The organism is Enorma massiliensis phI, assembly GCF_000311845.1.
Classification (GTDB): domain Bacteria; phylum Actinomycetota; class Coriobacteriia; order Coriobacteriales; family Coriobacteriaceae; genus Enorma; species Enorma massiliensis.
Genome location: NZ_HE978574.1, coordinates 1,087,271 through 1,101,002 on the forward strand (window position 1 = coordinate 1,087,271; position 13,732 = coordinate 1,101,002).

General features: G+C 62.8%; 12 protein-coding genes. 10 read left to right on the top strand and 2 right to left on the bottom strand.

The features are described 5' to 3' along the window. Window positions 1-274: 274 nt before the first annotated feature. From HGEM_RS04525 to HGEM_RS04550, 6 genes are all read left to right on the top strand, one after another. Window positions 275-922: a cyclodeaminase/cyclohydrolase family protein gene (locus tag HGEM_RS04525; protein ID WP_051008438.1), complete on the top strand. Its 648-nt coding sequence runs from the start codon at window positions 275-277 to the stop codon at window positions 920-922. Between the two features lie 2 nt (window positions 923-924). Beyond that, window positions 925-1,779 carry a bifunctional 5,10-methylenetetrahydrofolate dehydrogenase/5,10-methenyltetrahydrofolate cyclohydrolase gene (locus tag HGEM_RS04530; protein WP_019128224.1) on the top strand — a complete coding sequence of 285 codons (855 nt, stop codon included), beginning with the start codon at window positions 925-927 and terminating at the stop codon, window positions 1,777-1,779. A 225-nt stretch (window positions 1,780-2,004) separates the two neighbouring features. Next, on the top strand, window positions 2,005-2,571 hold the full coding sequence (gene folE, locus HGEM_RS04535; protein ID WP_019128225.1) for a GTP cyclohydrolase I FolE: 567 nt from the start codon (window positions 2,005-2,007) through the stop codon (window positions 2,569-2,571). Window positions 2,572-2,690: 119 nt separating this feature from the next. Then, window positions 2,691-3,503, top strand: a complete 813-nt coding sequence (locus HGEM_RS04540; RefSeq protein ID WP_019128226.1) for a formate/nitrite transporter family protein — start codon at window positions 2,691-2,693, stop codon at window positions 3,501-3,503. Further along, the gene (locus HGEM_RS04545; protein ID WP_019128227.1) at window positions 3,500-4,234 is read left to right on the top strand and encodes a 5-formyltetrahydrofolate cyclo-ligase; all 735 of its coding nucleotides are present in this window, start codon (window positions 3,500-3,502) and stop codon (window positions 4,232-4,234) included. Before HGEM_RS04540 ends, HGEM_RS04545 begins: the two co-directional genes overlap by 4 nt. 126 nt (window positions 4,235-4,360) lie before the next feature. Beyond that, window positions 4,361-5,275 (top strand): LysR family transcriptional regulator, encoded by a 915-nt coding sequence (locus HGEM_RS04550; RefSeq protein WP_035100688.1) that lies wholly within the window; start codon window positions 4,361-4,363, stop codon window positions 5,273-5,275. 166 nt (window positions 5,276-5,441) lie between these two features. On the opposite strand, the gene HGEM_RS04555 is transcribed toward HGEM_RS04550, so the two are convergent. Together HGEM_RS04555 and HGEM_RS04560 are read right to left on the bottom strand one after the other, a co-directional pair. Then, window positions 5,442-8,561, bottom strand: coding sequence for a mechanosensitive ion channel domain-containing protein (locus tag HGEM_RS04555; RefSeq protein WP_230197220.1), 3,120 nt, complete (start codon window positions 8,559-8,561; stop codon window positions 5,442-5,444). A 9-nt stretch (window positions 8,562-8,570) separates the two neighbouring features. Further along, window positions 8,571-9,437 carry a transporter substrate-binding domain-containing protein gene (locus HGEM_RS04560; RefSeq protein ID WP_019128230.1) on the bottom strand — a complete coding sequence of 289 codons (867 nt, stop codon included), beginning with the start codon at window positions 9,435-9,437 and terminating at the stop codon, window positions 8,571-8,573. Between the two features lie 247 nt (window positions 9,438-9,684). On the opposite strand from HGEM_RS04560, the gene HGEM_RS04565 reads away from it, so the two are divergent. From HGEM_RS04565 to HGEM_RS04580, 4 genes are all read left to right on the top strand, one after another. After that, complete coding sequence (locus HGEM_RS04565) at window positions 9,685-10,398, top strand: aquaporin (RefSeq protein ID WP_019128231.1); 714 nt, start codon at window positions 9,685-9,687, stop codon at window positions 10,396-10,398. A 186-nt stretch (window positions 10,399-10,584) separates the two neighbouring features. Continuing rightward, window positions 10,585-10,995: a hypothetical protein gene (locus tag HGEM_RS04570; RefSeq protein WP_019128232.1), complete on the top strand. Its 411-nt coding sequence runs from the start codon at window positions 10,585-10,587 to the stop codon at window positions 10,993-10,995. A 179-nt stretch (window positions 10,996-11,174) separates the two neighbouring features. Continuing rightward, window positions 11,175-12,551, top strand: coding sequence for a bifunctional folylpolyglutamate synthase/dihydrofolate synthase (locus HGEM_RS04575; protein WP_035101308.1), 1,377 nt, complete (start codon window positions 11,175-11,177; stop codon window positions 12,549-12,551). Between the two features lie 494 nt (window positions 12,552-13,045). Next, a complete protein-coding gene (locus HGEM_RS04580; RefSeq protein ID WP_019128235.1) occupies window positions 13,046-13,477 on the top strand; it encodes a double zinc ribbon domain-containing protein in 432 nt (143 codons plus the stop codon). Window positions 13,478-13,732: the final 255 nt, after the last annotated feature.

Below are 13,732 nucleotides of genomic sequence, written 5' to 3' on the forward strand. Positions count from 1 at the left end.
TTTCGACCGAGTCGAAATCCTGCGGGAAACGCCCTGCGGAAACACCCTCCGGGCCACGTGGGCGAGCATCGCTGCGCTTGCTCGCTATTGGACATGGTCGTCTGCTTGGAATTCTAGGGCATCCCTCTTGGTAAAGACGGTCTGTGCGCACGGTTGCCGGCACTGAAAGATTTTTTAAGATGTCCCTGCCGGCGCGCGGGGCGGGTGCTTCTGTGGCAGGATAGACCAGTTGCTGAAGGCACTTTTGCAGCAAGATGGAGACAAGGAGGTTGCCATGCGTGACAACCGTGATACGCAACAGAAGCTGACCGAACGCTCCTGCGTTGATTTTGCCGCTGCGCTCGCCGCGAAGCAATCGGTTCCCGGCGGCGGGGGTGCGGCTGCGCTCGCCGGAGCGCTCGGCACCGCGCTCTGCTCCATGGTGGCTCACTATACCGTGGGGAAAAAGGCCTACGCCTCCGTGCAGGACGATATCGAGCGCATTCTCATTGAGGCAGAGGATGTGCGCGAGAATCTCATGGGGCTCATCAACGCCGACGCCGAGGCGTTTGAGCCGCTCGCGCGCGCCTATAGCATTCCGAAGAGCGATCCGGCGCGTGCGCGTACCATAGAGCTCGCTACAAAGACGGCCTGCTCCGCTCCCATCGAGATGATGCGCCAGTGCGCACGCGCGGTGCCGCTTTTGGAGGAGCTGGCGGAGAAGGGCAGCCGTCTGCTCCTCTCCGACGTGCTGTGCGGTGCGGCGCTGTGCGGCGCAGCTCTCGTGGCATCGAGTGCGAACGTCTACGTTAATACGGGCACGCTCGGCGATCGTGAGTTCGCCGAGGAGCTCGAAGCCGAGGCCGACGCCCTCATCGGTGAATACGCACCGCGTGCCCAGGCGGTGGTCGACGCGATGCGCGCCCATCTGAGGAGGGGTTGATCATGGCGGAGCTATTGCGTGGCGCCCCGGTCGCTGCGTCCCTGACCGAGGAGCTTAGCTATCGCACCCGTGCGCTTCGGTCGCGCGGGATCGAGCCCACCCTCGCGATCGTTCGCGTGGGGGAGCGTTCCGACGACCTTGCCTATGAGCGGGGCGCCCTGAAGCGGGCGGAGCGCGTGGGGCTGACGGTCCAGAGGGTCCTCCTTCCCGCGGATTGCGCGCAGGATGAGCTCATCGCTGCCATCGAGCGCGTAAATGCCGACGCCTCTGTCCACGGCTGCCTCATGTTCAGTCCTCTTCCCCCTCATCTCGATGAGGCGGCGGCTCGGGCCGCGCTCGATGCTTCCAAGGATGTTGACGGCATAACACCGGGATCGCTCTTCGGTCTCTACGCGCGCGAAGCGGTCGGCTTCGCGCCCTGCACCGCCGAGGCGGTGGTCGAGCTGCTCGAGCGCTCCGGCGTCGCGCTCGAGGGTTCGCGCGTCTGCGTGGTCGGTCGTTCGCTCGTGATCGGCAGGCCGGTGTCGCTTATGCTGCAGGACCGTAACGCGACTGTGACCATGTGCCACACGCGCACGCGTAATCTTGCGGAGGAGTGCCGCCGTGCCGATGTGCTCGTGGTTGCGGCGGGGCATGCGGGCACGATTGGCGCGGACTGTGTCTCCTCGGGTCAGGTCGTGGTCGATGTGGGCATCAATTGGGACGACGAGGCGGGAAGACTCGTGGGCGATGTGGCCTTCGAGGAGGTCGAGCCGTTGGTGCGAGCGATAACCCCGGTTCCGGGTGGAGTGGGCGCGGTCACGACGGCCGTGCTCGCCAAGCACGTGGTCGAGGCCGCGGAACGTGCATCAGCTTGATGGCTTTTGCGCAGCTGCGCAGATTCCAGCCGCCGCGTGCTGCCTCAGCCTGCTTGTCGCATGCTTCGGGGTGTTGTCGTGCGGAATGGCCCGCGAAGCACTCGATGTGCCCGGTATCTGGTACCATGCTTCGGCAGATTGGGCATGAACAGCCATATCCGGCACAGGAGTTGCCGGGGTTCATTGAATGGCGCCTGCGGGTTCGGGCGCACGAGAGGGGCGGCGATGGCGGTCGATAAGGCGCGCGCGGAAGCAGCGATTCGCGAATTCTTGATTGCGGTGGGCGAGGACCCGGACCGTCCAGGTCTCTTGGAGACGCCCGACCGTGTGGCCCGTGCGGCACAGGAGGTGCTCGGGGGGTACGACGAGGACCCTTCGCTGCATCTTCGCAAGCAATTCCATGAGAACGATAACGAAGAGATGGTCATCGTGCGCGACATTCCCTTCTCGTCGCTTTGCGAGCACCATATCTTACCGTTTACCGGCAAGGCGCATGTGGCCTATATTCCACATGAAGGGCGCATCACCGGGCTCTCGAAGATCGCCCGCTGCGTGAACGGTTATGCGCGCCGCTTGCAGCTGCAGGAGCGACTCACGGCCCAGATCGCGGACGCGATGATGGCAGAGCTCAGGCCGCGCGGCGTTCTCGTGGTGCTCGAGGCGGAGCACATGTGCATGACCATGCGCGGCGTGCGCGCAGCCGGCGCGCTCACCACGACCTCTGCCGTGCGGGGTACGTTCCGCTCCGATATCCGTACGCGCGAGGAGGCGCTCCGCCTCCTTGGCCTGTAGGCATGTTGGGTGCGGTATGAGACAGTTGTGCCGGGTTAATCTGTCTCATGAGACAGATTAACCCGGCACAACTGTCTCATCTGCCAGCTCACCCTTGACTTCTGTATGAAAGGTTTTCCATGGCATCAGATACTCCTACGATGCGGCCGCTGCTTACTCCCGCTGAGATAGAGGCCAAGGCCGAGGAAGCGGGAGAGGCCAAGGCATCGCTTCCCGCTTTGCGCCTCCTGGTTCTCGCCATCCTTGCCGGAGCGTTCATCGCGTTCGGTGGGTCCTTCATGCTCCTGGTTCGCTCCGATGCGAGCCTTGGCTTTGCCGCCTCGCAGCTGCTTGGCGGTCTTGTATTCACGCTCGGGCTCTTTCTCGTGCTCGTTGCGGGCGCCGAGCTCTTCACCGGCAACTGCCTCATGGTGGCGGGTGCGCTTTCCGGACGCTACGCCTGGACGAGCGTGCTGCGCAACTGGGTGATCGTCTACGTGGGAAATGCAATCGGTGCCGTTTGCATCGCCGTGATGTTCTGGGCGGCGGGTATCTTTGCTTCGAATCACGGTGCGGTGGGGGAGATTGCCCTTTCGGTGGCGCTCACCAAGGCGGGGCTTGCCCCGGGCGTGGCGTTCGTGCGCGGTATCCTCTGCAACATTCTTGTGTGCTTGGCCGTGTGGATGGGGTTCGCCGGGCAAAGCGCCTGCGACAAACTGGCTGCGGCGATCTTGCCAGTCGTCGCATTCGTCGTCCTCGGCTTCGAGCACAGCATCGCCAATTTGTTCTTCCTCCCGCTCGGTTTCCTCGCTGAGGGTGCGGGAGTTGCCGGTGCGGGTGTGCTCACGGTTGCCGGTGTGGGTTTAAATCTGCTTTTTGTGACGGCTGGCAACATCGTGGGCGGCGCTCTCGTCGGCGCGGCATATTGGTTTGCCTATAAGCGGCAGCGATGAGGCTGGAGGAAGCTTTCGCCGAGGTTGTCGATGGGGTCGCTGCCGAAGAGTCTGTAGACAACAGGGCGCTTGATGCCGCCGTCGCGGGCGTTGGTGCCAGAGGAGCCTGCTGCCCGGAAGGAGCCTGCCAGCCGCGCAAGCGTGCCCTGCGCAAGCTCCTGCTTCGCGAGCGTGCGGAGCAAACGCCAGACGAGCGGGCATCTATAGACACCCTCATCGCGCATCGCGTCATTGCCGCACCGGAGTTTGTGCAATCGGAGACGGTGCTCATCTACCTGTCCTTCGCGTCTGAAGTCGAGACGCGCGGCATCATCCGCGCTGCTTGGGAGTTGGGGAAGGCCGTGGCGCTCCCGCGTGTCTGCGCTGCGCGCAGCCTGCGGTGGTATCGCGTCGACAGCCTTGACGGCCTTCGTGTGAGCTCGTTCGGCATCAAGGAGCCCCCTCCCCATGAGAATCGGGAGGTCGTCCCCGGCCCGGCTCCTGGGCATGTCGCCATCGTTCCTGGACTCGCGTTCGACTGCCAGGGGTTTCGCTTGGGCTACGGCGGAGGCTTCTACGACGTGTTTCTTGCTGGTTTCCCGGGCGTCTCCATCGGGTTGTGCCGTGAGCGACAGCTCTGTGCGAGCCTGGACGATCTAGGGGTGATCGATCCCCACGATCGACGCGTCGACTTCGTGGTTACCGAGCAGCGTATGGTTAGCAGCGCCTCGCCAACTTCAATTGTTGGTTGACGCCCCCTCGACATGCGTTGCCGCCCCGGTGCCATTTGTACAATGGAAGGCGTACATGACGCGATGACGGCACCATGCCGCTCGCAGACCGTTGTTTTGCAATGGGCGGCATTGTGGGGTGCTGGTGTGAATATTCAACAACTTCGATATTTCTGCTCCGTTATGAACGCCGGCAGCTTTTCGGGGGCTGCTCGCGAGGCGAACGTGACGGTCCAAGCGGTCTCCAAGGCGATCGGTGAGCTGGAGGCCGAGCTGGGGGAGCCTCTGTTCGTGCGACGAAGCAAGGGTGCCGTTCCCACCGCTTTCGGCCTTGAGCTGAGCCGGTACGCCCAGCAGGCCCTCGAGGCCTTCGATAAGGTCGGCGATATGTTCGAGGCGCGCCGGACGGATGCCGTGAAGGCGGGCGATACCTTTCGCGTCTTGCTCGCAGTGCCGTTCTTCAGCAACCATCGTATCGTCTGCGCGGGGTTGGAGCGCTTCCTTTCCAAGCAGCTGGGTACGAAGGTGAGCTTTGGGCTTTGCATGGGCTACGAGGCAGTCCCACAGCTGCTTTCCGGCGACCTTGACGCGCTGATTACCATCGGGGAGTATTCCAATCCGCTCTGCGACAGCGTTCGTGTGGGCACGCTGCCGGTAGGCGTCTTCCTCTCGAGCAAGCACCCGCTCCGCAAGAAAAAGCTCGTCACCATGAGCGACCTCGCGCCGTATCCCGTCTGCCATGCCGAAGGTCTCGACGATTTCAACGAGACGATCTTGAACCTGTACCTTCGCTGCGGGCTTGCGTCGAAGGTGGTCCCCATCCGCACGCAGGATGAGGTCAAGCATTTCGTGATGGAAGAGCATGGCTACACCATGGGAGTGGGGATTCCCGCCTTCTCCATCTCTCCATCGTGGTCGATGCTGCGCTTCGTGCCCGAGGACGACATTCCCGTGTCGGTCTGCGCCGTGAGCGCAAAGGACCATAAATCCGAGCAGTACCTCGCCTTCGAGCACTTCATGCTCAAGGGCTTCCCGCGCGTGCTCTCGCTTCTTGGCGCATAGCGCACATGCGCCACGCCCCGGCATCGCTTGCCATAGCTTGGAAGTGCTTGCCGCCACTCGGACGTTTCGAACGCTTCGGCATCTCAACAATAGACCTCAACGCCATAGCTATGAAAAACGGGCCGCCTCCACCGATTGCGATGGAGGCGGCCCGTTGGATGGGGGGCTAGGCTTCTGGGCGCGCGTCGGGGTCCTTGTCCTTCTTGGCCCGCTTCTCATCGTACTTGCCGATGGAGGCGTCTTGGCTCTCAACGAAGCTGTCGGCTCCCTCGAGCTCATCGGCCTCGCCCTCGCTCAGAGGCGAGCGGTCGTCTTCATCGTGCTCGAATTGGAGCTGGTAGGGTGCGATATCGTGCCGCGTGAGCAGAAGGCGCATCTCCCGCTTGAGGTTCCGCTCGAGTGCGGAGCGGTTCTTCTCCGAGCAGCGCGCGATCACGCGGATGGTCATCGTGCTCGTGGAGAGTGCGACGATGCCGCGGTAGAACGGGCCGTCCAAGATCATGGGCTGGCGCTCGGCGATGCGCGGAAGCGCCTCTTTGAGCACGTTCTCGAGGTGCGGCAGGTCCTCGCCCACGGAGACCTCGACGTCGATGGTGGCGAAGGAATCGAGCTTGGTGCGGTTCACCACGTTCGAGATCGCGCTGTTCCTCAGCACGATGACGTTGTCGTTGCCGTCGTTGATCTTGGTGGTGCGGATGCCGATCTCCATGACGGTTCCGGTGTTGGTACCCACGGAGATGGTGTCGCCCACGCGGAACTCGCCCTCGAAGATGATGAAGAGGCCCGAGAGCAGGTCGGTGACGAGGTCCTTCGCACCGAAGCTGATGGCCAGGGTGAGGAGTCCCGCGCTTGCAAGAAGCGTGCCTGTGTCCACGCCCACCGTCGCCAAGCACCAATACAGCGTTCCCAGGATTGCGCCGTACTTGGTGAGGCTCACGAGCAGGCGGCATACGGTCTCGCCGCGCGCCGAGAGGGCATCGGAGAGCAGGTGCAGCACCTTCTGCACCACCCACGACAGGGTGAAGATCACGCATGCGGTCATAACGCTTGCCGTGAGCGCGAAGATGTTGAGGCCGCGTTCCCAGCCCCCGCCGAGGATGTATCCGAAGACGGAGTTCGTCCCGAAGATCTGGTCCTTGAACAGTACCGAGAAGAAGACGGCGACCACGCCCACGCCAACGAAGAGGCGCAAGACATAGCCGAGCTTCTGCTCGGGTGTCATGTGGCTCCAATCGAGGGAGCGGTTGAGCCAACGGCTCGCGGCAGACTCCGTCCTCGTCCGACGACCCGAGGGCGTTTCGATTTCGAAGACGCGGTCCGCGCTGGGGTCTTCCGTCATGGAGCGGAGAGGGGCGGGCATGTGCTCGGGCTCAAAGGCGATCAGGCAGAAGACGACGGCAAGGCAGGCGAGCGCGATGAGCCCGGTGGCGAGGGTGAGCGGGAGGCGTTGGGCCATGAGCTCGCCTTCGGGGCCCGCAACGTATACGAAGCAATCGGGCGTCTCGACTGAGGAGGCGTAGAACGTCTCGCCACCGATCGTGATGTAGTCGTCGTAGCCTCCGCGGATCTGGCTCTCCTTGAGCCCGACCTCAGTGGCCTGCTTGCCTTGAATCGAAGCGTCGGGATAGTAGGAGATGGTGCCATCGGCTTTGCTCACCGCGAACGCGAAGCCGCCGGAGCCCGCCTTCACGCCGTCGAGCACGTGATCGATCTGCACGCTTCTGAGCAGCTCCTCGAGCCTTCCGGCATGAACCATGACCTGCACGAATCCGTTGGTGTAGCCCGCATCGTCGTAGGTTGCCACGCCGATGTACTGAACGAGCTCCCCGGTCATCTCGTCTTCTGTGGGCTCCTGGACGTAGCTATCTACGCCCTGCAGGAGCTGCCAGAAGGCGAAGGACTGGTCGGTCTTGTCGGTCGAGAGCGAGAAGTGCTCATATGGAGCGTTCGAAACCATCATGGACCCGCTTCCATCGAACAGGTACACGCCAGACACCTGGAGCACGTCGGCAAGTTCCTGCATCTTGGGTTTCGTCGCGAGGGCGGGGTTCTCCTCGAGGATGTAGGCCGCCACGCGTGCCTTGGATAGGTAGCGCTCGTCATACTGCACGGTAAGCTCGTCGGCGCGATCGTTCACGCGGTCGATGGTCTCGGCGATCGACGAAGCGCGCTCCTTGTTAACGACCGACTGCGTGGAGAGGGCGAAGAGCGTCTGCATGTAGAAGGAGACGGCGACGATGGCGATGAAGCCGACGAGCGTGAAGATCGCTGCGCGCTTGCCGACTTCGCGATTGTAGCGAAGGCGTCCAACGCGAACGAGGTGATCGTTCGCATGGCCGTCGCGTTCCTCCTGGCGCATGACGAAGATGCCGTAGAGCGTGACGGTCGCGATGACGGCAAAGAACACGAAGAGGATGACGGCTACGGTCACCATGCGCGATGCGGCCATGTCGCTTTCGGGCACGGCGCAAACATAGTAGGTGTCGCCGATGAGGCTCACGCGGCAGTAGAGTTCTTCTCCGTCCAAGGTGAGCTGCGCTACGGCGCCGTCCTCGAGCTTGGCTACATCGATTCCCGCGTCGAGCGCGTCTCGACCGACAAGGTCGGCGTCGGGATGGTATTCGATGAGGTAGGTTTGCGCCGAGAGCGCAAACACATAGCCGTTTTGCCCTACGGAGATGTTGCGGAGCACGCTTTCCGTGGAGCTCGTCTCGGCATCGAGGAGGCGCAGCTCCTCGGGGTTCTGCTCGATGACGACCATCGTGTCGGCGTCGAGGCACGCTGCGTAGTACCGGCACAGCCAGTCCTCGCCGGGAAGCTCGATTTCGACGGCGCGCGACGGCTCGCCCGTGGCAAGGCATTCGCGCAGATAGTTGAAGCGCGCATACGAGAAGTTCGCCTTCGTTTCGGCTGCCTTTGCCACGATGGTGCCGTCCGACTTGACGACGAGCACGTTATCGACGTCCAAGAGCTGGCGGTACTCGGCCATCTTGGCATCCGTTGCCTCGAACCCGGCGTCGTTTGCTGCCATGAAGGCGACGCTCATCGCCTTCGACTGATAGATGGCATCGAAGGTCTCCTTGTTCTGCGAGGCCTCCTCTTCTGCGCTGGCGAGGAGCTCCTTGAGCTCGCTTGCCTCTTCCTCCATCTCGGTGTCGTAGCTTGAGCGGGAGAGGCTCTCTTGCATGCCGGAGAGCAGGACGCCCATGACGACCATGCTTACGGCTACGATCGCGAGAAGGAGCGCGATCTTCACATTCGTTTTGCGGAACAGCGTACGGGGCATCTTCATCTCCTAGTCCCACTTGTCTACGAGCGCGGCGATCGTGCCATCGTCGAGCATATCCTGCAGGGTGGACGACACCGAATCGCTCAGGTCCGAGCCCTTCTGCGTCGCGATACCGTATGATTGCTCGGCGACCTCGAAACCTTCGATGATGGTGCGCTTGTCGTCCATATAGGTATGCGCGATAGCTCCGTCGAGCACCATGGCATCGACCGTTCCCACTTCGAGTGCGTCCGAGAGCTCTTCGTAACTCGGGAATTGCAGCAGGTGCCAGGTATCAAAGGAGACATCGGAGTTGTCGTCGTTCGCCTGTTCCACCACGCCGGATGAGAATCCGATGTCGTAGAGCTTCTGGCTCAGGAGCGGTGCGGCGTTCGATCCAGACATGGTGCCGAAGGTGCGGCCGCGCATGTCATCGATGGAGGCGATCATCGACGAGTTCTGGACGACGGCGATGACGGCATCCTCGTAATAAGCGGGGGAGAAGTCGAAGTTCTCAAGCCGGGTCTCGGCGATGGAATAGCAGGCGGCTACAAGGTCGATGGTGCCCGCGAGAAGCATTTCTTTCCGGTCGTCGGGCGTGACGGTGACGAACTCCACATCGTCTATGCCCATGCGTTCTGCGAGATCGTTCACGATATCGATCTCAAGTCCGTAGTAGTTATCGGTCGTCTCGTTGAGATATCCGAAGCCGATGACGTCGGCCCTGACGCCGGCTCGAAGCGTGCCGTTTGCCGTGGATGTGCTGGCTGCGCGCGGGCTGCCGGATCCCGTGCTGCCCGATGCGGGAGCACCCTGGCCGGCGCATCCGCCCAGCGCGGCGATCGGAAGCGCGGAGAGCGCGAGGGCGCAAAGGGTTCTGCGCGATACGTTCACGTCTCACCTCGTTATGGTCGAAGTTCCCTGGATGGTCTTGCCGGGTATCCCGGCACACATGCCCTCACTATACGTGAGCTCGCGCGTGGCTCGTATGCACCGCGCATGGTTCAACTTCAAATTGAAGTCCCTGGTTTTCGTTGCGGTCAAACGAGGCTTCCTTTAGATTGTCCTGGTTTGCCGCGGATGGATCCGCGGCCGCGCCCGGACTCGCTGGGGGTTCGGGGCGAGGGAATAGGAGGAAGCATTGGATTCCATCAAGAAGTACGTTGCCGAAGCAATCGGTACCTTCACGCTCACGTTGTTCGGGTGCGGCAGCGCCGCCATTGCCGGCGCCACCCTGGGCACGCTCGGTATCGCGTTCGCTTTCGGTCTTTCGATCGTGGCCATGGCATTCGCCATCGGAAACGTGTCGGGCTGTCACATCAACCCTGCTGTGACCTTCGGCCTCTATGCCGATAAGCGCATCTCCTTGAAGGACCTTTTCGGGTATTGGATTGGTCAGTTCGCTGGCGGCATCGTGGCCGCTTTCGTGCTCATGCTGATTATCAATAGCTGCGACGCGCTCGGCGGCGTCGCCGCGACGGGGCTTGGCACCAACGGTTTCGGCGAGGCATCGACCACGGGCATCAGCATGGTCGGCGCGTTTGCGGTCGAGGTGATTCTTACCGCCGTTTTCGTGCTCACCATCTTGGGCGTTACGGCGAACGAGAAGACCTCTAGCTTCGCGGGCATCGTGATCGGCCTCACCCTCACGTTCGTGCACATCATGGGTATCCCGCTGACGGGCACCTCGGTGAATCCGGCTCGCAGCTTCGGTCCCGCCCTTGCCATGGCGGTGCAGGGCAATACGCTGGCGCTCGAGCAGGTGTGGGTCTTCATCTTCGCTCCCCTCGTCGGCGCGGGCATCGCGGCGGCCATCTTCGCTCTGTTCAAGGGGTATTATTCGACGCAGGAGTAAACTACCTGCATGGTGCGTGCCGGGGATGGGTTCGAGTTGTCGCTCGCCGTCCCGGGCCGTGCCCTTCGCGCACATGCGGCCTGCGCCGATATGCTCGCTCCCGTACCGCCCTCGCGCTTGCGGGGGCATTCGCGTTCAACGGCTGCGCTCTTGAGCAGCCCTCAACCCTCAGAAAGGATGTTTGAGATGTCTGGTAACTGCAAAATCGTCAAAGGCCTGAGCCTGCTTGGAATCGTGTACGGTATCGTGCAGATTGTCGTGGGAGCCATATGCTTCTTCGGGGCCGCGGACGTGGCCGGCATGGTGGGGATCGACGACCCGGTCATTACCGCCCAGGTGCTCGGCGTCGTGCTCGCTGTCTCGGGCGTGTTCCTCATCGTGACCGGCTTTGTGGGCGCCCGCGGCGCCAACCGTCCCTCAAAGCTCATGCCCTTCATCGTGCTTGCCACGATCTTCACCTTTGTGAATCTCTTCGGTCTTGCGATGATCATCACCGGTGGTTCTGGTGCCGTCTGGCCCAACCTGCTTCAGACGGCTGTGGGCCTCTCTGCCGTGCTCGCCGCGTCCCGTGCCCAGAAGGAGGCTATGGAGCGCTAGCCAGCCATCGAAAGCGCCTTTTTGAGCCGGCGGTTGTATGTCCACTTTCATGCTTCCTTGCGGAAAGTTGGACATAACCGCCGGTTTTCTTATACCTCGGCGATCGGGCTGCGCTACCATCTTTCACGCCGATGCCGTACGATGGCGCGGTTGTCCTCAAGATCAAAGGAACCATGCTCATGCCCCTTCACCATACTGAACCCTACCGCATCCCCTTCGATGTTCCCGAGCTCGCGTTTGACGAGGCGGTGCGCCTCGCTGCCGATACCGGGACCATTCCCGGGGATGCAGGCCCCCTTCTCGAGACCGTTGTCGATATGCTCGATGAACTTGGGCGCCCCGATCAGGCCTTTGATGTGCTTCAGGTGGCGGGCACCAACGGGAAGAGCTCGACCGTGCGCTTCACCGAGGCGATCTTGCGCGGCGAGGGGTGCCGGACGGCGCTCTACACCTCGCCGCACCTTGTTCGCTATCCGGAGCGGATGGAGATTTGCGGCCGCGTGGTTGCCGATGACGTGTTCGCTCACGGCGTCTCCGCAGCGGCCGAGGCGGGTCGCAGGGTGAACGCCCGTCGTGTGAAAGAAGGGCAGCAGCGCTATACCATCACGCCGTTCGATCTGCTCACCGTAGCCGCGCTCGTGTCGTTTGCCGAGGCGGGCGTCGAGGTGGCGGTCCTCGAGGTCGGCCTCGGTGGCCGATGGGATGCAACGAGCGCCACGAACCCGGTGGGCGTTGCGGTGACGGGAATCGGCCTCGACCATATGCGCATCTTGGGTAACACACTCGCGGAGATTGCCGCAGAAAAGGCTGCCGTGATCAAGCCGGGGCGCTTCGCGGTGCTCGGGGAAGGAACGCACGAGCCGGAGGTGCAACAGGTGATGGATGATCGCTGTGCCGCCTGCGGGGTGACGCCCGTGGTTGTCCGCCACGAGGTCATTTCACTTCCGTGCTTCATGGGCGACGATCTGGCGGTGCGCTGTCCCGCCCCGCGCGCGGCCTATACGGTGCGCCTCCCTAAGCCCGCTTACCAAGCGCAGAACGTCGCCTGCGCCGTTGATATGGCCGAGGAGTATCTCGGGCGACCCCTCGACGAAACGCTGCTCAATGCGAGCCTGGCCGCGTGCCCCACGCACGGGCGCTTCGATGTGCTCGCGCGCAACCCGCTTCTCATGATCGACGCCTGCCACAATCCGCAGTCGTGCGACGCGTTCGTGGGATCGGTGGGGGAGATCGCGCCCGAGCGCAGCGCCAGGCCGACGCTCCTCATCGCCGCGCTCACCGACAAGGACGCTGCCGGCATCGTGCAGTCGCTCGTGCCTGCGTTCCCGCGCGTCGTGGTGACGCAGACCGATTCGCCGCGAGCGCTTCCCGCCTGCGATCTGGCAACCTTGGTGCGGGCGGAGCTCGACCGGGAGGGGCGGCCCGCCACGGACCTCGTTGCCGTCTACCCGTGCGTTCCCGAGGCACTCGGCGCGCTCGAGCGAGCGGGCGAGGCGGTCGTTGCGGCGGGAACCATCACGCTTGCAGGCGAGGTGGCCGCATTCGTCGCTAAATGATCGCGCTTGCCCGCCCGCGCTATTCCTCAAGCTTATGGAAGTGCGGCTCTCCATGTTCGAACGTGCAAAAGCTCTCGTATCCGAGCGCTGCGAGGCGCCGCTGAATGCGTCGGATGTAGGCGCCTAGATGCTCTGGAGCATCTTCGTGCCTTTTGTAGGTCCGTCCGATACGCGTGCGAGCGCCGCAAGGGTGCCTGCTCGCCGCACCAGGGCTGCTTGCTCGCCGTGCGGCCCCTCTGCGCTGCCTGCGGGGTATCGAGTCCGCAGCGCTGTCCAACAGGGCCTGCATCGCAAGGCCGCCGGGCTCGCTGTGCGGCCCGCCTGCGCGCTCGCGCTCATTGTGCGCCACCCGAAGCGCCTCGTCCAGACCTATTGCCACGTCGTTGCTGTGTCTTTTTTGGAAGATTTGCCATGACGGTATACAATGTTTGACGATTTTGCCTGAATACCCGGTTTATGTTGCTCGGGTTCTCGACTGAAAGGTTCGATCGCGTATGATGCAGTACATCCAAGAGCTCATGTCGCCGCAGGTGATGTTCGTCATCTACCTCTTCATCGCGTTCATCATCGCGCTGTATGTCCTCTCGGTGGTATACGTGTTCATCGATGCGCGCCGCCGCGGGTCCGAATACTTCTGGGCATGGGGTCTGCTTGCCCTTCTGCCCTTTGTGGGCCTTATCGCATACAACGTCCTGAGGCCGAACACCTACCTCGCCGACCGCGAGGAGCAGGAGCTCGACATGGCTCTGCGCGAGCGCCAGCTTGCCCAGTACGGCACCTGCCCGCATTGCGGCGGCCCCATCGAGAAGGACTTCGTGGTGTGCCCGGTCTGCAACACCCAGGTGCGCAACGTCTGCCCGAGCTGCCATAGGCCGCTCGACGCGCACTGGAAGGTCTGCCCGTACTGCCGCACGCATATTCAGTAGTAAGATTGGTGCCAGGTGCAAGCTTGCCGAGATGGCGGCTTCGCACCTGGCTCTTTTTGTAGCCGCGTTTGTTAGCAAGTGTTTGCCGACACCGTGTTGCGAGCAATTCTGTATGGGCAACGCAGCCTGATTGTGGTAAACCTGTTACCAGACCGCGGAAGAAGGGGCCGAGCGCGTAATGCATCGCATGCTTGGACATAGCTATCGAACGCAGACTATCTAGGCGTCTGTCCATCCCATGGCCGGCAGGCCACG